This window comes from Ruegeria sp. AG1, assembly GCF_056541705.1.
This window is the reverse complement of record NZ_JBQFYU010000006.1, coordinates 35,969-54,919: the sequence shown is the minus strand read 5'-3', so window position 1 is coordinate 54,919 and position 18,951 is coordinate 35,969. Positions and strand designations below refer to the sequence as shown.

The following is an 18,951-nucleotide window of genomic DNA, read 5'->3' as shown; positions in this document are numbered from 1 at the left end:
GGGCTGCCTATCACTACACGCTCAGAAAATGTTTGTTCAATCGGCAAGATGCGTCAGTTGAACCAGTGTCTGAGGCATGGGGCCTTTCGCGACCTCCGCAATTCAGGGGTTGCACTACGGTCGACGGAATGTCATTTGTTCCTGATATGTTCCATCAATTTCGCGAGGTATACTATGTCCCTAAATTACGTGATGACCGGTTCAAACGATGTAGCAAAGGCGAGGGATTACTTCGATGCCGTCCTGCCCTTGATTGGTGGAACGGTGGTCATGGAATTCATGCCCCATGGATTTTGCTATGGTCTGCGCGGTGGTGGACGGATTTGGGTCGCGCCGCCGTTCAACAAGGAAGCAGCAACGCCAGGCAATGGGAATATGGTCGGTTTGCTTTGTGAAAGTGAAGAAGAAGTTCAGGCAGCCCATGCGGCGGCTCTCTCTGCTGGCGGAACCAACGAAGGGGAGCCGGGACCACGCCCGCAATATGGCCCTGACTTCTATGGAGCTTACGTTCGGGACCTTGATGGCAACAAAATGAGTTTCGTCTATTTCGGCGACGTGGACTGATCGCAGCAAAAGCTCGTATCGCCCGCATAGCAGTCATTGACGAACCCTAGCCGTTTGTGGCCTGTTCTCGTGGCGCCCAACGCCGTGCCACGCCAAGCCCGGCTTCGACAGAGGATTCCCCTATCATGCCCTTCACCCTTGCTACCTGGAACATAAACTCGGTCCGCTTGCGCGAGCCTATCGTGCTGAAATTGCTGCAGGAAGAGGCTCCGGACGTGCTGTGTTTGCAGGAATGCAAATCTCCGGTTGAAAAGATCCCGACCGAAGGGTTTGCGGAACTGGGGTACACCCACATGGTGGCCCGTGGGCAGAAGGGCTACAATGGGGTCGCCATCCTGTCGCGCATCCCGATGGAGGAGGTCGGCGACAAGGATTTTGCCGGTCTCGGCCATGCTCGTCACATCGCCGCGCGGTTGGAAAATGGCGTCACCATCCAAAACTTCTACGTCCCAGCAGGCGGGGATGTACCGGATCGTGAGGTGAACGAGAAGTTCGGGCAAAAGCTCGACTATCTCAGCGATATGCGCAACTGGTTCCACACTGAGAAGCCCGAGAAATCCATTCTGGTCGGCGATCTGAACATCGCCCCGCGCGAGGATGATGTGTGGTCGCACAAACAACTGCTCAAGGTCGTCTCACACACGCCGATCGAGGTTGAGGCATTGGCTGAAACACAAGATGCGGGCGGTTGGGTCGATATCACCCGGCAGGACATCCCTGAAGGGCAGCTTTATAGTTGGTGGTCCTACCGGGCGCGCGATTGGGACGCTGCTGACAAGGGCCGGCGACTGGATCACGTTTGGGCCACGCCGGATATCTCGAACGCGGGGCATTCCAGCCGTGTCCTGCGCGATGCGCGCGGGTGGGAAAAACCAAGCGACCACGCCCCCGTTTTCGCCAGTTTCGACCTTTAGACTTGCAACTCGGCTCTTGGTTTCTGCAGCAAGGGACTGCATATAGGGCGCACGTTTGAACCGGAGAGTGAATGCCATGGACCTTCTGAGCGGCGCGGAAAGCACCTCAGCCACCGATCTGATCAAGGACAGCAGCGAAGCCACCTTTATGGAGGATGTTGTCGAGGCGTCGCAGGAAATTCCGGTGATCGTGGATTTCTGGGCACCTTGGTGCGGCCCGTGCAAGACGCTTGGCCCCGCGCTTGAAGAGGCGGTGACCGCGGCCAAAGGCGCGGTCAAGATGGTCAAAATTAACGTAGATGAGGCGCAAATGATCGCGTCTCAGATGCGCATTCAGTCGATCCCAACCGTCTATGCATTCTTCAAGGGTCAGCCGGTGGACGGCTTTCAAGGCGCTTTGCCGGGTTCCGAGATCAAGGCCTTTATCGACCGCGTGATCGAGGCGGCCGGTGGCGAAAGCCCCGGTGGTCAACTGGAGGATGCCGTACAAGCAGCCGAGGAAATGCTGGCAGAAGGCGCAGCCGTGGATGCGGCGCAGACCTTTGCCGCGATTCTGGGCGAAGACCCCAACCATGCCGCTGCCTATGGTGGTCTGGTGCGTGCGCATATTGCCTCGGATGATCTGGAACAGGCCGAGGCGATCCTGAACGGTGCGCCTGCCGAGATCTCAAACGCTCCGGAACTCGAAGCTGCCCATGCCCAGTTGGAATTGGCCAAGCAGGCGGCGGATGCGGGCCCGGTGGCTGAGTTGACCGCAGCCGTTGAGGCCGAGCCGGACAATCATCAGGCTCGGTTCGATCTCGCACAGGCCCTACATGCCAATGGCGATGTGGAAGAGGCTGTGACGCAACTGTTGGAGCTGTTCCGCCGCGATCGTGAGTGGAACGAGGGCGCCGCCAAAACGCAGTTGTTCACGATCTTCGATGCGCTCAAGCCTAACGATCCGATTGTTCTGAACGGGCGGCGCAAACTCAGCTCGATGATATTTGCCTAATTTCGGATCAGAGCTAGACTCGGGTCTATGATTCATCCCGCCGACTTGCCGGATACAATATCCGTGTTTCCACTGCCCGGGGCGTTGCTGCTGCCCCGGTCTCGATTGCCGTTGCACATCTTCGAGCCACGCTACCTGCAGATGCTTGACGATGCCTTGAAAACAAAGGAGCGGCTGATCGGAATGGTTCAGCCGAACCCCTCGCTGAGCGATGACACAAAACTGCATCGCATTGGTTGCGCCGGTCGTGTCACGCAATTCTCAGAGACTGAGGATGGCCGCTATCTGATCACTCTGACCGGTGTTTCCCGATTCCGCATCAAGTCCGAACTGGATGCATTCACGCCTTACCGCCGGTGCGAAGTGTCCTGGGAGGGGTTTGACCGCGATCTTGGCAAGGCCGAGAAGGACGATGTGTTCGACCGCAGCCGCTTTCTGAACCTGCTGGAACGCTTCTTCGAATCGCGTGATCTGTCGACGGATTGGGACTCGCTGAAAGAAGCAGATGATGAGCTTTTGGTGAATTCGCTGTCGATGCTGATGGATTTTGATCCGGAAGACAAACAGGCCCTACTGGAGGCCCCCTGCCTGCGTACAAGGCGCGAGACGCTAGTGACATTGATCGAATTCGCGCTGCGGGGCGGATCAAACGAGGAAAAACTGCAATGAGCGAGCCTGAACACGCTTTCGACCGCCACATGCTTGAGGCGCTCATCTGCCCTCAGACGCATACGACGCTGCACTATGATGCTGACAAGCAAGAGCTGGTGTCGAAGGCCGCCGGTCTGGCCTTTCCGATCCGCAACGGCATCCCCGTGATGCTGGTAGATGAGGCCCGCGCGCTGGACTGAGCGGTTCTGAACGCTCAAGAACGCTCTAGATTTCCCGTCCTTGCAACAGCTTCGGCACGTCGCCGGTCAACCCGGCGGCTTCGCGAACAAAGCCCCGGCGCAGGCCGGGCAGGGATCCGACAATGCCCATCCCGATGTCCCGCCCAAGGCGCAGCAGCGGGTTGTCATTCGAAAACAGCTTGTTGAACATATCGGTCGCCATCGCTAGCGAGGCCGTGTCGAACCGCCGCCATTCCTGATAGCGCTCCAGCACCAGAACCGAGCCGATATCCTCGCCGCGCCGTCCGGCCAAGGTCAGCACTTCGGCCAAGGCGCCCACGTCCCGCAGCCCGGCATTCAGGCCCTGGCCTGCAATAGGGTGCATCCCGTGTGCGGCGTCGCCGACAAGGGCTAGGCGATCCGAGATGAAGGAATTGGCGATGGTCAGGTTCAGCGTATAGGTAAAGCGGTCACCCTGCAGGCGGATATCGCCCAGAAAATCCCCGAACCGAGGGCGCAAGACCTGCAGGTATTCGGCCTCAGGCAAAGCGTTGATGCGCTGTGCTGCTTCGGTGCGTTCGCTCCAGACGATCGAGCTACGATTGCCGGTCAGTGGCAGGATCGCAAGCGGGCCGGGGGGCATGAAGAACTGATGGGCAATGCCGTGATGCGGCAGGTCGTGTTCAATCGCGCAGACGAGGGCGGTCTGGCCGTAATCCCAGCCGGTACGCTTGATCCCGGCGCGGGCCGCGGTTCCGCTACTGCGCCCGTCGCAGCCTACGATCAGATGACCCTCAACCCTCGCACCATCATCCAGCGTCAACGTCACGCCAGTTGCATCAACCTGTTGCGAAACGACCGTTCTGCCGTTGATCTGGGTGATCGCTTTGTCTTTTGCCATCGCCTCAAGAAACGCGCGGCGCAGGTGGCGATCTTCGACCATATAGCCCATGGGGCCTTCCTCGATCTCGGCATGGTCGAAATGCATGAAAAAGGGTGACGGCCCGATACCCGCATGGCCGTCGGTGACCTTGATCTCAAGCATGGGCTGGGCATGTTCCTCGACCCGCGCCCACACGCCGATTGCGTCAAGCAACCGTTTGGAGGCCAGCGCCAGCGCATAAGACCGCCCGTCAAACGCGGCGTTTTTGCGGACCTTTTCACCCAACGTGTCAATCACGCAAACAGAATGCCCTGTTTGCGCAAGTGCCAATGCAAGGGCCGCGCCGTTGAGGCCTCCGCCCACGATCAGGATTTTCGATGCCTGTGTCATGCCCTGCAATATGCGCGCCCTTTCGGGATTGTCCATGTGCGGTCCTGTCGCTACCGTCCCAGAAAGTCAGACGCAAGGAGGGGTGTGATGCAGGAATGGCTAACCATGACGGCCTGTGATTTGGGCCGTGGTATCGGTATGGGGCAAATCGACCCCGTTGAATTGACCGAGACCTATCTGGCCGCCATTGACGCCCATCCCCATCGCGACCGTATCTATGCGCGCGTCACCCATGACCGCGCCCGGTCTGAGGCGAAAGCCGCGAAAGAGCGCGCCGCCTTGGGCCTGCGTCGGTCCTTGCTGGATGGCGTGCCGATCAGTTGGAAGGATCTGTTCGACACGGCTGGTATCGGGACTGAGGCGGGCTCGGCCCTGTTGAAAGGGCGCGTGCCGGACGCGGACGCGGTGGTTTTGCGCAACGCAACGGCCATGGGCACCGTGTGCCTCGGCAAAACTCACATGAGCGAGTTGGCGTTTTCGGGGCTAGGTTTGAACCCGATCACGGACACGCCGCCCTGTGTGGATGATGAGGATGCTGTGCCGGGCGGGTCATCCTCGGGGGCTGGGGCCTCGGTGGCTTGGGGGCTGGCGGCCTGCGGGATTGGCTCGGATACGGGTGGGTCGGTGCGAATCCCGGCAGCCTGGAACAATCTGGTGGGGCTGAAAACCACGGCCGGGCGGCTCAGCCTTGAAGGGGTCGTGCCACTTTGTCTGCGGTTCGACACGGTTGGCCCTCTGGCGCGTTCCGTCGAAGATGCCGCCCATATGCTGGCCATGCTGGAAGGCGGCACACCTGCGGATCTGCGGGGTGCCAGCCTGAAAGGCCGCCGCTTTGCCGAGTTGCAGAACGTCGCCAAGGACGACCTGCGCGATGCGCCGCGACAGGCCTTCGACGATGCGCTGGATCGTTTGCGCGATGCTGGGGCCGAGATTGTGCCGCTGGAGGTGCCTGAACTGCACGATGCTATGGCGCTTTCGGGTGTTCTCTACACGACTGAGGCCTACGGGCTGTGGAAAGACGTCATCGAAGCCAACCCCGAGGCGATGTATCCCGAGATTCTTGAACGGTTCCGCACCGGGAAAGATGTTCCAGGCCCCGACTATGTGGCCGCGTGGTCTAAGCTCAAGGCCTGCCGTGCGGCATGGGACGCGGCGACCGCCGAGTTTGATGGGGTTCTGGCCCCAACCGCACCCATCCTGCCGCCCAACCTGGAACGGCTCCTCAGCGATCACGACTACTACGTGACCGAGAATCTGCTGGCCCTGCGCAATACGCGTATTGGCAATCTGATGGGTCTTGCGGCGTTGACCCTTCCGACGGGAACTGCGGGTTGTGGCTTGATGATGCTGGGCTATCCCGGCTCGGAAGAAGCACTACTGCGGCTTGGATCAGCGGCGGAAACCGCATTGGCGTGAATGCCACAATCCCCTGATTCGGAACCTCTTTGTCTGGACGGGGCGGGGTCTGATCTGTAATCTGCCAATCAAACGGGGCGAAAACGATCCCGATATTGAGGCAGTAGATATGAATTTCCCCGAGCGGTTTTCGAACCTACCGGAATACGCATTCCCGCGTCTGCGCACCCTGTTGGACCACCATCAACCGGGCGGAGACGTGATTCACATGACCATCGGTGCGCCGATGCATGACTTCCCCGCTTGGGTCACAGATGTCATCACGGAAAACGCAGCCGGGTTTCAGGGCTACCCCCCGAATGAAGGCTCGCCTGAGCTGCGTGGTTCGATCACCGACTGGATCAAGCGCCGCTATGGCGTGACGATGAACCCCGATACCAACGTGATGGCCCTGAACGGCACGCGTGAGGGGCTGTACAATGCCGCTATGGCGCTGTGCCCCGAACAGAAGAACGGGCAGGATCCGATCATTCTGTGTCCGAACCCCTTTTATCAGGTCTATATGGTCGCCTCGATCTCGGTCAGGGCGCAGCCTTACTTCGTGTCCGCCACCGCCGCGACTGGCCATTTGCCGGACTATGCCAACCTGCCTGAGGATGTGCTGAACCGGACGGTTGCCGCCTATATCTGCTCGCCTGCGAACCCGCAGGGGGCCGTCGCCTCGCGCGACTATTGGGCCGAGTTGATCGGGTTGGCCGAGAAATACGATTTCCGCATTTTCGCCGATGAATGCTATTCCGAGATCTACCGCGATGAGGCCCCAACTGGTGCTTTGACCGTCGCACAAGAGCTGGGTGCTGATCCTGAGCGGGTTTTGCTGTTCAACTCTCTGTCCAAGCGTTCGAACTTGGCCGGGCTGCGCTCGGGCCTGATTGCTGGCGGTCCGGATAGTATCAAACGGGTCAAACAGCTGCGAAATTACGCGGGTGCGCCATTGCCGCTGCCGTTGCAGGCTGCTGCCGCGCGCGTCTGGGCCGACGAGACGCATGTGGCCCAGAACCGCGCGCTCTATCAAGAAAAATACGCCATCGCGGATGAGGTCTTCTCGGGCCTGCAGGGCTACATGCCGCCCGAGGCCGGGTTCTTCCTGTGGCTGCCAGTCGAGAACGGCGAAGAAACCGCATTGAAGCTGTGGCAGGAGACCGGCGTTCGGGTCCTGCCGGGCGCATATCTTTCTCAGGGTGATCCGGGGCAAAACCCGGGAGAGCAATTTATCCGGGCCGCTTTGGTGGCTCCAAAAAAAGAGTTGCAGCAGGGGCTGATCAAGCTTCGTGACTGCATCTATTCGTGAGGTACGAGGGCAAAATGGCAACATTGAACGCGCGCAACCGCGATCCATTACTGGACAGCACGACTCAGGCCGCGATTGAGCGGCGTACCAAGGAACTGATCGGGATCGCTCTGATTCTGTTGGGGCTGGCCGCTGCGGCAATGATCTGGTCCTACACGCCGGAAGATCCGAACTGGATGGTCTCGACCGATGCGCCGGTACAAAACTGGATGGGGCGGATCGGTGCCTCCATCGCTGCGCCGTTGTTCATGATCGTCGGTTGGGGCAGCTGGGGGATCGCGCTGGTTCTGATCGGCTGGGGTGTGCGTTTTGCCGGTCATTTCGGCGAAGATCGCGCCGTGGCTCGGCTGATTTTTGCGCCGATCTGGATTGCCATTGTCTCGGTTTACGCCGCCACTCTGGTTCCGGGCGAGGTCTGGCGCGCGACCCATAGCTATGGGTTGGGCGGACTGTTTGGCGATACCGTCATGGGGGCTTTGCTGACGCTTCTGCCGATCTCTTCGCATTTCCTGGTTAAGCTGATGTCGCTGGCCATGGCCGTCGGAATGCTGGCGCTGGGTATCTTTGTTCTGGGCTTCACCAAAGCTGATGTCGCGCGTGGAACGCGGGCGTTCCTGCTTGGGCTGGTCATGTCTTACGACATGCTGATGAACCTGTTGGGTCGGGGTGCCTCGGCCACGGTACAGTCTGCGCGAGAGCGTCGTGAGCAATGGAAGGAACACCGCGCCGCGCGGATCGAACCCGTTTTCGACGATGAGATCGCGTTTGAAGACCCAATCTTCGAAGACGCCGAGGAAGAACCCGAACCTGCCCCCAAGACCGGCCTGCTGGCCCGGATGCCAGCGCTGATCCGCCGCCCTGAGCCACTGCCAGAGCCTGAATTGGTTGAAGCCATGCCTGTACAGGGTTTCGATGAAATGCCGGGTGAAGATCGTATCCGCTCGAAGATTTCGGCCGCTGTGCGCAATCGCAAGGTGGCGACCGGTGAGATGGCCCCGGAATATGACCCCAATCTGCCTCTGACCAAGGGCCGCGGTCGTGGGCCGGACCCGCTGATCTTCAATCCCAGAGGGGCGGATGAATTGCCGCCTGAACCGCCCATGACCGCTGGCTTGCCGCCCGAGCCTGTTCTGTCGGCTGAACCGACGTGGCAAGACACGGCGCATGACTATCAGTCCGAACCTGATTATGCGCCCGATGCAGGCTACATGCCCGAGGACGACTACGCCGCGCAGGACTATGACGATGACGCGGTGTTCGAAGATACGGCGACACCGGAACCCGTTGTGCGGCAGCGCCCAGCCGTGAAGATCCCGGTGGCCGAGCCGCGCAAGCCGGTAGTGGCCCAACCCGTCCGTCGCACGCCGCCGCCGTCTCGTCGGGCACAGGCCGAGGCGCAGCCGACCCTGTCCTTCGAGGAACGCCATTCCGATTTCGAACTGCCCCCCTTGGGCCTGTTGTCCAACCCGGCCAGCATTCAGCGTCATCACCTGAGTGACGAGGCGCTGGAAGAAAACGCACGGATGCTGGAGAACGTGCTAGATGACTACGGCGTGAAGGGTGAGATCGTCAGCGTCCGCCCCGGTCCCGTGGTCACCATGTACGAGCTGGAGCCTGCTCCGGGTCTGAAAGCGAGCCGTGTAATCGGTCTGGCCGACGATATCGCACGCTCGATGTCGGCGCTGTCGGCACGGGTTTCGACCCTGCCCGGACGCTCGGTCATTGGCATCGAACTACCCAATGAAAACCGCGAGATGGTGGTGCTGCGCGAAATTCTCGCCAGCCGCGATTTCGGTGATGGCAACCATGCTCTGCCTCTTGCGCTGGGCAAGGATATCGGGGGCGAGTCCGTTGTGGCCAACCTGGCCAAGATGCCTCACCTGCTGATCGCGGGGACGACCGGCTCGGGTAAGTCGGTGGCGATCAACACCATGATCCTGTCGTTGCTTTACAAACTGAGCCCTGATGAATGCCGCCTGATCATGATCGACCCCAAGATGCTGGAACTGTCGGTCTATGACGGCATTCCACATCTGCTGTCGCCCGTTGTGACCGACCCGAAAAAGGCGGTTGTCGCGCTGAAATGGGTCGTGGGCGAGATGGAGGATCGCTATCGCAAGATGTCCAAAATGGGTGTCCGCAACATCGCAGGCTATAATGGCCGGGTGAAAGACGCGCTGGCTAAAGGTGAGATGTTCAGCCGCACGGTCCAGACGGGCTTTGACGATGAAACCGGCGAACCCACCTTCGAGACGGAAGAGTTCGCGCCCGAGGCGATGCCCTATATCGTCGTCATCGTCGACGAGATGGCCGACCTGATGATGGTCGCGGGTAAAGAGATCGAAGCCTGTATTCAGCGCCTGGCGCAAATGGCGCGGGCCTCGGGTATCCACCTGATCATGGCCACGCAGCGCCCCTCGGTCGACGTGATCACCGGGACGATCAAGGCGAACTTCCCGACCCGGATTTCGTTCCAGGTGACCTCGAAGGTCGATAGCCGGACCATTCTGGGTGAGATGGGCGCCGAACAGCTGCTGGGGCAGGGTGACATGCTGTATATGGCGGGCGGTGCCAAGATTACCCGCTGCCACGGCCCGTTTGTCTCGGACGAAGAGGTCGAAGAAATCGTCAACCACCTGAAGCAATTCGGTCCGCCCGATTACATGAGCGGTGTGGTCGATGGTCCGGCTGAGGAAAAAGCCGACAACATCGACGCTGTGTTGGGCCTAAGCACCGGCGGCAACACCAACGGCGAGGATGCCCTTTACGACCAAGCGGTGGCGATTGTTATCAAGGATCGCAAATGCTCGACCTCTTATATTCAGCGGAAACTTGCCATCGGCTACAACAAAGCCGCGCGTTTGGTTGAGCAGATGGAAGACGAAGGCGTTGTTTCGGCGGCAAATCACGTCGGTAAGCGGGAAATCCTCGTCCCCGAGCAGTAGGATATTTAATAACAAGGGCAGAAGTCTTATCTGAGTCGTATGAAACAGATTGCTTTTGCCCTTGCTTTGACACTGGCCGCGCCTGCCGCATGGGCTGCGGACAAGCTCCCGCTGTCGGAGATCTCTAATTATCTGAACAAGATGAAAACGGTTCAGACCAGCTTTACCCAAGTGAATGATGATGGCTCGCTGAGTACCGGCAAGCTATGGATCCAACGGCCCGGGAAGATGCGGTTCGAATATGATCCACCCGACAGTGCTGTTGTTCTTGCGCGCTCGGGGAGTGTTCAGATCTTTGACCCGAAATCCAACCAGCCGCCCGAACAATACCCGCTGAAACGGACGCCTCTGTCACTTGTGCTGGCTCGGAACGTAAATCTGGGGCAGGCCAATATGGTCGTTGGTCACGACTTTGACGGCACCGCAACCGTTGTGACGGCACAAGACCCTAAAAACCCTGAGTCGGGGCGAATTGAGCTGATGTTTACGGACAACCCCGTCGAGCTGCGGAAATGGGTGATCCACGACAACGCAGGCACTCAAACCACGGTTCTTCTGGGGGAACTGACCGAGGGCGGACGCCTCGATCAGAGCTTGTTCTCAAACGGAAAGCGGGTCGGGTCCAGCGACCGCTGACCCGCCCAAATCAGTAGCGGCAGCTGGCCAGCTGAGCTTGATACAGGTTGGCCCGTGCATCAACATCGCTGGCCACATTCAACAGCCAGGATTTCTGGTTGTAGCTGCCGCGCGCATAACCCGTATGGCCTTCATGATAGGCCAGGTACTGGTTGCGAGTGTCGCCCAGGTTGATGCCGTTCCGCTCGTAGGTTTTGTTCATGTACCAGCCGATGAAATCGGACGCGTCGCGAATTCGGTCCCGCTTGGCGCGGCGTTTTCCGGTTTCACGCTGGTATTCTTCCCACGTGCCGTCCAGAGCCTGGCTGTAGCCAAAGGCGCTGCTCTGCCGACCCATCGGGATCACGCCCAGCACATAGCGGTGCGGGGTACGCGCATCGTGACGATAGCGGCTTTCCTGATAGATCGTCGCCATCTGAACGTGAACGGGGACACCCCATTTCCGCTCGGTTTTTTTGAAGGCTTTGATGTAGTCAGGTTTCTCGCGCGCAATGCTGCACGCGTCATTTAGTCTGCTGGGTGGCTGTTTAGACCCGCCACCACAGGATGCCAAAAGCAGCACCCCTAGGAGTACGAAAAGAATTCTGCTCATGTGCCTCGTGCCTTTTTTCTGGCATTCTAGCGCAGATTGAGCGCTGAGGAAATCACAATCGTTACAGAACGATAGCCAAAACACCCGGTAACGCGGCGACAGACAGAACTGTCGAGACCATGACCATGCCCGCAACGGCGTCTGCATCGGCCTCAAACCGCTCGGCCAGCAGGTATGAGGTGACCGCGACCGGGGTACACATTTGCAAGACCAGAACACCGAATGCGATGGTTTCAAGCCCGAAGAGGATCGCAACGCCCCATCCGAGGGTAAAGCAGACCGCCAGCTTGAGAAGTGACAGCCAAATGGCCTGGCGAAGACTGTGAGAGGTCAGGCGCGCGATCGCAACTCCGACGGTTACCAGCATCATTGGAACAGCCATTTGCCCCAGCAAATCCAGGGTGTTGGTCAGGAACAGAGGCGTTTCCCAGTCTTGCCACAAAAACAGCGCCCCCAGCAGCGTGGCCCAGACCATTGGCTGGCGGATGACCTGCCCGAAAGCGCCTTTGCCCGCCACCAGATAGATCCCGTAGGTAAAGGAAAACAGCGCGGTCACGGCCAGAAAGATCACGGCATATCCCAAACCGGCCTGCCCAAATGCAAAGATGCATAGGGGAAGGCCCAAATTGCCGGTGTTTCCGAAGATCAGCGGCGACAGATATGTGCGCTGCTCAAGCTTTAGCACCTTTACAATGACCCAGAACACGACCGCGAGCATCAGATTGGCCGCAATGGTGGCCAGAGTGAACCGTGACAGGTCACCACCCGGAATTTCGGTCTGCATCAAGGCCACGAAAATCAGACTGGGGACTGCCAGCGTCATCGCAAAACGCGTCACAAACTGTAGGCGGTATTCAAAGCCAAGCTTGACCCAGACAAAGCCGATTGCTGACAAAAGGAACACGGGTGCCGCAATTTCGAACACTGTCAGTAAGAGGTTCACAGACTGTTTCCCTTAATTTCACATCAATGATTGGCTTTTCCGCCCGGAAAGAGGTAGTAACCTCTTTGGGGGCTGAAACAATGCTAAAGACACATGCCAAGTACGGCCTGGGACAAATTGTGCGACATAAGAAACATCCCTTCCGAGGGGTGATTTTTGACGTGGATCCAGAGTTTTCGAATACCGAGGAATGGTACGAAGCCATCCCCGAAGACAGTCGGCCGATCAAAGATCAGCCGTTCTATCACCTGTTGGCTGAGAACGACCAATCCTTCTATGTGGCTTATGTTTCAGAACAAAATCTGATTGAGGACCGATCGGGTGAGCCGGTTGAGCATCCTGACATCCCCAACATGTTCGGCCCTTTCGAGGATGGGTCATACCCGCTGCACTTCCATCTGAACTGAGCGGGGCGACGCGTCGGCGCGTTTATCAATATCCCAACGCGCAACCGTCCTTTCTGGGGTCACTGGCCCCCTCCAAAACACCGTCTTCACGGATTCGTATGGCCTGTGCGCCACCCAGTGGAGTTTCTGGTGTTTCCACAGTGTGACCCAATTCGCTTAATTGTTGAACTACCGCTTCGGGGAACCCGCGCTCGAGCTTCAGGATGCCTCCGTCGGCGAAGGCGCGGGGGGCGTTGATGGCCTCTTGTAGGTCAAAGCCGAAATCCATCAGGTTTGACACGAACCGCGCATGTCCTGTGGGTTGATACGCCCCGCCCATAACACCGAAGGGCATCATCACGCGGTTGTTCTCGGCCAGCATGCCGGGAATGATCGTGTGCATCGGGCGTTTGCCGCCACCCAGCTCATTTGGGTGCCCGGCTTGCAGGGTGAAGCCTGCGCCGCGGTTTTGCAGCAAGATGCCGTATTTCTCGGATGCGATCCCCGAGCCGAAACTGTGGAAGATCGAATAGATCAACGACACGGCCATCTGATCGCGGTCGACGACTGTAATGTAGACGGTGTCCTTGTGGATCGCTTCGGTCAGCGGGGCGGCAGCGGGCATGGCCTGTTTCGGATCAATCAAAGCCGCGAGGGATGTGGCGATGTCTTTGTCCAAAAACTGCTCGGCCCGCGCCATATGATCGGGATCTGCGATGAAGCGGTTGCGTGCGTCATAGGCCAGTTTCGTAGCTTCGGCCTCGATGTGGACCCGTTCCGCGCCCAATGGGTTCATGCTGGCAAGGTCAAAATGCTTGAGAATATTGAGCAGCAAAATCGCCGTTGCGCCTTGGCCGTTGGGGGGATGCTCGACCAGATCAACGCCGTGATAGGTGCCGCGCATCGGTTCGGAGGGGGTGCATTGGGTCGATTGGAAATCCTCGGCGGTGTGGAGGCCCCCCAAGGCGGAAAGGGCGGCGATCATATCCTCCGCGATTTCACCTGAATAGAACGCATCCCGGCCATCTTTTGCGACCTGCCGCAGAACCTCCGCCTGTTTTGGCGCGCGGAAGACCTGACCTGTCTTGGGGACTTGCCCGTGGATCAGATAGTGATCCCGCGCGGCCCCCTGGAGGGTCGGTTCGCCATTGCGCCAGTCAAAAGAAACGCGTGGAGCAACCGGCACACCCTGCTCTGCATAGTGAATGGCCGGTTGCAGAATTGCATCCAGCGCCAATCGGCCTTCGGTCTGGCTAAGGTGACAGAAGGCGTCGACCGCGCCCGGGATCGTAACCGCGTCGGGGCTGGCCAAAGGCACCGAGGTCAAGCCTTGTTCCCGCAGCGCGCTGGCTTGCGCAGCAGCAGGTGCCCGGCCCGAGCCATTCAACGCTCGGATTTGGTTTTCCCCCGCGCGATTGTAGAGGACAAAGCAATCGCCACCCAAACCGGTCATCTGCGGCTCGCAAATCCCCAGCAAAACCGCCCCGGCAATGGCTGCATCCATGGCATTGCCGCCGCGTTCCAGAATGTCGACGGCGGTTTTCGCTGCAAGGGGGTGCGAAGTCGCACACATCCCGTTTGTGGCCAGAACTTCGGACCGGCCCGGCTTGTGTAAATCCCGCATCATTATCCCCCTGTTTTGAACACCGCGAAACTATCGCGCAGGGAATGATTGTCCAGTTCTTCAATGAGAGTAGGGAGGTTCCTCGGCGCCGTTCACTGGGTGGGGGCTGTGACACTTGGCGCCGAGGGAAGCTATCTGAGCTACGGTGTTATGTTTGACAGTCGTTTGGGGCGGCGTAATGGTTCGAAAAAGGCCTTATTGTGGCCATTTCGCGTCAAATCCCTCGGGTCATTCGGGCATTGGGACGTCGAACCGCAACGACAACAGATTGCAACCATCACGACGCTCATACCGAAGCTCGCTTGTCAGTTCGTGAATCAGATACCAACCAAAACCCCCTTCTGGCAGGTTCTGCAGGCTGGTCTCAACCGAGGCCGGGGTCCCATCCGGAGGTTTGCAGCCGGGCAGCGGACGCCCCGTATCCGATATCAGAATGTCCAGCTGGTTGTGCTCCAACCGGCAACAAACCTGCACCTTGGCGGGTTCAATGCCAGAATAGGCATGCTCGACGACGTTGTTGATTGCTTCCGCCAAGGCAATCTTCACGTCATCCGCCTTTTCGACAGGCAAGCCGTGACGGGCCAGGCCTGCGCTCAATTTTGCAATGCCAGCGCTGGCTTCCGTTTCTACAGCCGGAAAACTCAGCTGCAGGCAGGTTTGATCACTGGACGGCGTTACACACATCTACGTTGGCCGCGTTAGTCTGCTTGTGCTGACAGCGCGTCGTCGAGGGAATCGAACAACCTGAAAACGGTATCCATTCGCGTCAGGCGAAACACTTTTTCGACCACGGGTTGCAGCCCGGCCAGATCCAGCCGCCGCCCGCTTCCGATTTGTTTCATCGAGGCGACGATGGCCCCCAATCCGCTTGAATCAATGAATTCCACGCCTGCCAGATCCAGAACGATGCGAGCTGCGTCGGTTTCTGTTTCGCGGCGCATGTCTTCCTTGAACTGGATCGCGATGGCCGCATCTATCCGTTCCGAATGAACGGTGATGATCTGTGCCCCTTCGGTAGTTGTGCTGGTCAGCCCCATGATTGACCGCCCTTTTCAGCTGAAATTGCGTCGTAGAAATACGCTAGACGGCAAATCTTACCATTCGGTATTCAAGTTCCGGCAAGAGGAGGGATTTTCGATGAAAGACGTAGTGATCGCAGGCGCGGCCCGTACACCTATGGGAGGGTTCCAGGGCATGTTCGATGGCATTCCCGCAGCCGAACTTGGCGGAACCGCGATTCGCGCAGCCCTGCAGCAGGCCGGCGCGGAAACCGTCGACGAAGTCCTGATGGGCTGCGTACTTCCGGCGGGGCAGGGACAGGCCCCAGCGCGTCAGGCGGGGTTTGCTGCCGGGTTGGGTGAAGAGGTGCCCGCCACGACCCTCAACAAGATGTGCGGCTCGGGTATGAAGGCCGCCATGATCGCCTATGACCAGATCGCCTTGGGCCACACAGATACCATGATCGCGGGCGGGATGGAGAGTATGACGAACGCGCCGTACATGCTGCCCAAGATGCGCGGCGGTGCGCGGATCGGGCACGGGCAGGTTGTGGATCATATGTTTCTGGATGGGCTTGAAGATGCCTATGACAAAGGCCGTCTGATGGGAACTTTTGCCGAAGACTGCGCCGAGACCTATCAGTTCACCCGTGAGGCGCAGGATGAATATGCGCTGCGATCCCTTTCGAACGCTTTGGCTGCCCAAGACAGTGGCGCGTTTGATGGGGAAATTGCCGCGGTTACGGTGCAAACCCGCAAGGGCGCGCTGGTGCTTGGGTCGGATGAGCAACCCAAATCCGCCCGGCCTGAGAAAATCCCGACGCTAAAACCAGCCTTCCGCAAAGACGGCACGGTGACGGCAGCAAATTCCTCCTCCATTTCCGATGGAGCGGCGGCTCTTGTTCTAGCCTCTGCAGACGCCGCTGAGGCGAAAGGACTAACCGTCCGCGCGCGTGTTTTGGGTCACGCCAGCCATGCGCAGGCGCCGGGCCTGTTCACAACCGCTCCGGTTCCTGCCGCGCAAAAGCTATTGGAGCGTCTGGGCTGGGCCAAAGATGATGTGGACCTGTGGGAGGTGAATGAGGCCTTCGCCGTGGTTCCTATGGCTTTCATGCACGAAATGGGCCTGCCGCGCGACAAGGTCAACGTCAATGGCGGAGCCTGCGCCCTGGGCCATCCAATCGGCGCATCTGGTGCCCGGATCATGGTCACCCTTCTGAACGCTCTGGAAAAACGCGACCTGAAACGCGGGATCGCTGCGATCTGTATCGGTGGCGGAGAGGGCACGGCGATCGCCATCGAACGCGTTTGACCCTTCGCGCTTTTGCAAATACTCCGGGGACTGGGGGCGTCGCCACCCCAAGACCCGGATCGGAGCAGTGCCAATATGACCGTCGACTATGACACCCTCGCCAAAACCATCGCCTCCCTGACCGAAGGCGAAACCGATCAGGTCTCCCTGATGGCGACCATCGCGTGCGAGGTGCATCACGCCGATAATCGCTTTGACTGGACGGGGTTCTACCGCGTCACCGAACCGGGCCTGCTGAAGATCGGCCCGTATCAAGGCGGTCACGGCTGTCTAGTCATCCCGTTCGAGCGCGGCGTGTGCGGCGCAGCCGCGCGCACGGGTGAAGTGCAGCTGGTTCCGGATGTGGATGCCTTTCCTGGTCATATCGCCTGCGCATCTTCCACAAGGTCAGAGCTTGTTTTGCCGGTTCGCGATGACTCGGGCGCGGTTATTGCCGTGTTTGACATCGACAGCGACCAGCCGGATGCTTTCACGGATGTGGACGCGTCCGAACTGACGAAAATTCTTCAAGACGTGTTCTCTGCCTAAGCCTTTGTTATGTTTGGGTTTGGTCGCTGACTTACGACCTGTCGTGAAAAAATGCTTTGAAATTTCACGGAACTGAGGCATCGTGAAAAACGTAGAAGGAATTTCACGAGAATCGGAGTCTGGCTTTGAACACGCAAACCCCTCAGCGCGCGACGCTCGGAGCGGACTTGCGGGCCTTGCGAAAGGCAAGGGGTTTGACGCTGACTGAAATTGCCGATCGCCTGAACCGCTCGGTCGGCTGGCTGAGTCAGGTCGAGCGGGACATGTCCGACCCTTCAATCTCGGACCTGCGTCAGATCGCGGAATGTCTGGGTGTTCCCATGTCGATGCTGTTTTCGCATTCTGCCGCTCCGGTTGAGGAGCAAGGCTATGTGGTTCGCGCCGTTTCACGACGTCCTATGGGCTCGGGTGAAGAAGGTCTGATCGAAGAACTGCTGTCGCCAGACCTGACCGATGATTTCGAGATGGTGCATTCCACGTTTGAGCCCCGATCCAAAATGCAAAAACCCGCGGACCGGCCAACGCAGGAGGTCGGATATATGATCTCGGGCCAACTGGACCTGACGATCGGTGCACGGCACTTCACGGTCGGGCCGGGCGATAGTTTCCGCATCAAGCACGAACCCTATCAATGGGCAAACCCCTATGATGAGCCCGCCGTGGCCATCTGGGTCATTGCACCACCGGTATACTGATGAGCTTTGAGGCCTGGACCATATTCGCGCTGTTCTGGGTGGTGTTCGTCACCACTCCGGGGCCGAATGCGGTCAATTGTATCTCAAACGGTATGAGCTTGCACTTCCCGAAGGCGATGCTTGGGGTGCTTGCGATCCTGACACAGGCCAGCGCGTTTCTGATCTTGTCAGCGCTGGGTGTAACGGCCCTGATCGCAGCCTCACCTACCGCCTTCTTCTTCGCTAAACTGATCGGTGCGGGGTTTCTTATCTGGGTCGGTATTCGCGGATGGATCAACGCGAAACGGCCGGCGCCTGCCACTGAGCGCCCTGCGCGGCATGTCTATCTGCATGCGCTTGCGGTGGCGACAATCAATCCAAAAAGCGTTGCTGGCTATCTGGCGGCCTTTTCGCAATTCGTGCAGCCCGACGTGCCGATCTGGCAGCAGATGGGGGTAATCATGCCGACCGCTCTGATCATCACGACGCTCAGCTATACCGGCTTCACCCTGCTGGGCGCGTTGATGGGCAAGGCGGCATTGGGGGCTGTGTTCAATATCTGGGTCCGCCGGATCATGGCGACCTGTTTCATCATCTATGGCGTGTTGCTGGGTGCCAGCTCTGCGCCCGCAGCAAGGGGGTAGCTATATGCAGACGGGATCCTGCCTTTGCGGCAAAGTCGCGTTTACGATTAACGGAGACCTCTCGCCGCCCTCCGCCTGCCATTGCGGTCAGTGCCGAAAACAATCGGGTCATGTCTGGTCATCGACATGGACACATCAGGACAACCTGAGCTTCACCGCCAGTGACACACTGCGTTGGTTCCGCGCCTCAGAGACCGCGCGGCGCGGGTTCTGCAGCGAGTGCGGCTCATTCCTGTTCTGGCAGCACAATGAAGAAGACACGATTTCGATCTCGATGGGGGCGCTCAGCGCACCGACGGGCCTGAAACTCTCAAAGCACATCTTTGTCGCGGACAAGGGTGACTACTACGACATCTCAGACGATCTGCCCCAGCGGGCACAGTAACA

Annotated in this window: 21 protein-coding genes; 15 read left to right on the top strand and 6 right to left on the bottom strand. The window is 59.0% G+C overall.

Annotated features, from left to right (window positions below; genetic code table 11):
* The first annotated feature begins 192 nt into the window (after positions 1 to 192).
* The 5 genes from ACR0B5_RS10460 to ACR0B5_RS10440 all read left to right on the top strand — a co-directional run bounded on the left by ACR0B5_RS10460 (position 193) and on the right by ACR0B5_RS10440 (position 3,323).
* Positions 193 to 564, top strand: a complete 372-nt coding sequence (locus ACR0B5_RS10460; protein ID WP_480540260.1) for a VOC family protein — start codon at positions 193 to 195, stop codon at positions 562 to 564.
* Positions 565 to 689: 125 nt separating this feature from the next.
* Positions 690 to 1,478 (top strand): exodeoxyribonuclease III, encoded by a 789-nt coding sequence (locus tag ACR0B5_RS10455; RefSeq protein ID WP_480540259.1) that lies wholly within the window; start codon positions 690 to 692, stop codon positions 1,476 to 1,478.
* Positions 1,479 to 1,554: 76 nt separating this feature from the next.
* Positions 1,555 to 2,472 carry a thioredoxin gene (gene trxA, locus ACR0B5_RS10450; RefSeq protein ID WP_475218443.1) on the top strand — a complete coding sequence of 306 codons (918 nt, stop codon included), beginning with the start codon at positions 1,555 to 1,557 and terminating at the stop codon, positions 2,470 to 2,472.
* A gap of 27 nt (positions 2,473 to 2,499) precedes the next feature.
* Positions 2,500 to 3,141 (top strand): LON peptidase substrate-binding domain-containing protein, encoded by a 642-nt coding sequence (locus ACR0B5_RS10445; RefSeq protein ID WP_480540258.1) that lies wholly within the window; start codon positions 2,500 to 2,502, stop codon positions 3,139 to 3,141.
* Positions 3,138 to 3,323, top strand: a complete 186-nt coding sequence (locus ACR0B5_RS10440; protein ID WP_170460087.1) for a Trm112 family protein — start codon at positions 3,138 to 3,140, stop codon at positions 3,321 to 3,323. Before ACR0B5_RS10445 ends, ACR0B5_RS10440 begins: the two co-directional genes overlap by 4 nt.
* 25 nt (positions 3,324 to 3,348) lie before the next feature.
* On the opposite strand, the gene ACR0B5_RS10435 is transcribed toward ACR0B5_RS10440, so the two are convergent.
* Complete coding sequence (locus ACR0B5_RS10435; RefSeq protein WP_480540257.1) at positions 3,349 to 4,575, bottom strand: FAD-dependent monooxygenase; 1,227 nt, start codon at positions 4,573 to 4,575, stop codon at positions 3,349 to 3,351.
* A gap of 87 nt (positions 4,576 to 4,662) precedes the next feature.
* Between ACR0B5_RS10435 and ACR0B5_RS10430 the strand changes: the two genes are divergently transcribed.
* The 4 genes from ACR0B5_RS10430 to ACR0B5_RS10415 all read left to right on the top strand — a co-directional run bounded on the left by ACR0B5_RS10430 (position 4,663) and on the right by ACR0B5_RS10415 (position 10,863).
* Positions 4,663 to 5,991, top strand: a complete 1,329-nt coding sequence (locus tag ACR0B5_RS10430; protein ID WP_480540256.1) for an amidase — start codon at positions 4,663 to 4,665, stop codon at positions 5,989 to 5,991.
* A 109-nt stretch (positions 5,992 to 6,100) separates the two neighbouring features.
* The gene (locus ACR0B5_RS10425) at positions 6,101 to 7,282 is read left to right on the top strand and encodes an aminotransferase class I/II-fold pyridoxal phosphate-dependent enzyme (protein ID WP_480540255.1); all 1,182 of its coding nucleotides are present in this window, start codon (positions 6,101 to 6,103) and stop codon (positions 7,280 to 7,282) included.
* Positions 7,283 to 7,296: 14 nt separating this feature from the next.
* Positions 7,297 to 10,227 (top strand): DNA translocase FtsK, encoded by a 2,931-nt coding sequence (locus tag ACR0B5_RS10420; protein ID WP_480540254.1) that lies wholly within the window; start codon positions 7,297 to 7,299, stop codon positions 10,225 to 10,227.
* Positions 10,228 to 10,266: 39 nt separating this feature from the next.
* Entirely contained in the window at positions 10,267 to 10,863 is a 597-nt protein-coding gene (locus ACR0B5_RS10415) for an outer membrane lipoprotein carrier protein LolA (RefSeq protein WP_170642640.1), read from the top strand.
* A 10-nt stretch (positions 10,864 to 10,873) separates the two neighbouring features.
* Here ACR0B5_RS10415 and ACR0B5_RS10410 read toward each other — a convergent pair whose 3' ends face one another.
* Complete coding sequence (locus ACR0B5_RS10410) at positions 10,874 to 11,455, bottom strand: transglycosylase SLT domain-containing protein (RefSeq protein ID WP_170375559.1); 582 nt, start codon at positions 11,453 to 11,455, stop codon at positions 10,874 to 10,876.
* 61 nt (positions 11,456 to 11,516) lie between these two features.
* The gene (locus tag ACR0B5_RS10405) at positions 11,517 to 12,398 is read right to left on the bottom strand and encodes an AEC family transporter (RefSeq protein WP_480540253.1); all 882 of its coding nucleotides are present in this window, start codon (positions 12,396 to 12,398) and stop codon (positions 11,517 to 11,519) included.
* A gap of 80 nt (positions 12,399 to 12,478) precedes the next feature.
* Here ACR0B5_RS10405 and hspQ point away from each other — a divergent pair, with 80 nt between their 5' ends.
* On the top strand, positions 12,479 to 12,805 hold the full coding sequence (gene hspQ, locus ACR0B5_RS10400) for a heat shock protein HspQ (protein WP_170690673.1): 327 nt from the start codon (positions 12,479 to 12,481) through the stop codon (positions 12,803 to 12,805).
* Between the two features lie 25 nt (positions 12,806 to 12,830).
* On the opposite strand, the gene ggt is transcribed toward hspQ, so the two are convergent.
* The 3 genes from ggt to ACR0B5_RS10385 form a co-directional block, all read right to left on the bottom strand.
* A complete protein-coding gene (gene ggt, locus ACR0B5_RS10395; protein ID WP_480540252.1) occupies positions 12,831 to 14,408 on the bottom strand; it encodes a gamma-glutamyltransferase in 1,578 nt (525 codons plus the stop codon).
* A 228-nt stretch (positions 14,409 to 14,636) separates the two neighbouring features.
* A complete protein-coding gene (locus ACR0B5_RS10390; RefSeq protein WP_480540251.1) occupies positions 14,637 to 15,005 on the bottom strand; it encodes an ATP-binding protein in 369 nt (122 codons plus the stop codon).
* Positions 15,006 to 15,106: 101 nt separating this feature from the next.
* A complete protein-coding gene (locus ACR0B5_RS10385) occupies positions 15,107 to 15,445 on the bottom strand; it encodes an STAS domain-containing protein (RefSeq protein WP_480540250.1) in 339 nt (112 codons plus the stop codon).
* Positions 15,446 to 15,545: 100 nt separating this feature from the next.
* Between ACR0B5_RS10385 and ACR0B5_RS10380 the strand changes: the two genes are divergently transcribed.
* From ACR0B5_RS10380 to ACR0B5_RS10360, 5 genes are all read left to right on the top strand, one after another.
* Complete coding sequence (locus tag ACR0B5_RS10380; RefSeq protein WP_480540249.1) at positions 15,546 to 16,718, top strand: thiolase family protein; 1,173 nt, start codon at positions 15,546 to 15,548, stop codon at positions 16,716 to 16,718.
* A gap of 75 nt (positions 16,719 to 16,793) precedes the next feature.
* Positions 16,794 to 17,246 carry a GAF domain-containing protein gene (locus tag ACR0B5_RS10375; protein WP_480540248.1) on the top strand — a complete coding sequence of 151 codons (453 nt, stop codon included), beginning with the start codon at positions 16,794 to 16,796 and terminating at the stop codon, positions 17,244 to 17,246.
* Between the two features lie 125 nt (positions 17,247 to 17,371).
* Positions 17,372 to 17,941 carry a helix-turn-helix domain-containing protein gene (locus tag ACR0B5_RS10370; protein ID WP_170375545.1) on the top strand — a complete coding sequence of 190 codons (570 nt, stop codon included), beginning with the start codon at positions 17,372 to 17,374 and terminating at the stop codon, positions 17,939 to 17,941.
* Entirely contained in the window at positions 17,941 to 18,564 is a 624-nt protein-coding gene (locus ACR0B5_RS10365) for a LysE family translocator (protein ID WP_480540247.1), read from the top strand. Before ACR0B5_RS10370 ends, ACR0B5_RS10365 begins: the two co-directional genes overlap by 1 nt.
* 4 nt (positions 18,565 to 18,568) lie before the next feature.
* A complete protein-coding gene (locus ACR0B5_RS10360) occupies positions 18,569 to 18,949 on the top strand; it encodes a GFA family protein (RefSeq protein ID WP_480540246.1) in 381 nt (126 codons plus the stop codon).
* Positions 18,950 to 18,951: the final 2 nt, after the last annotated feature.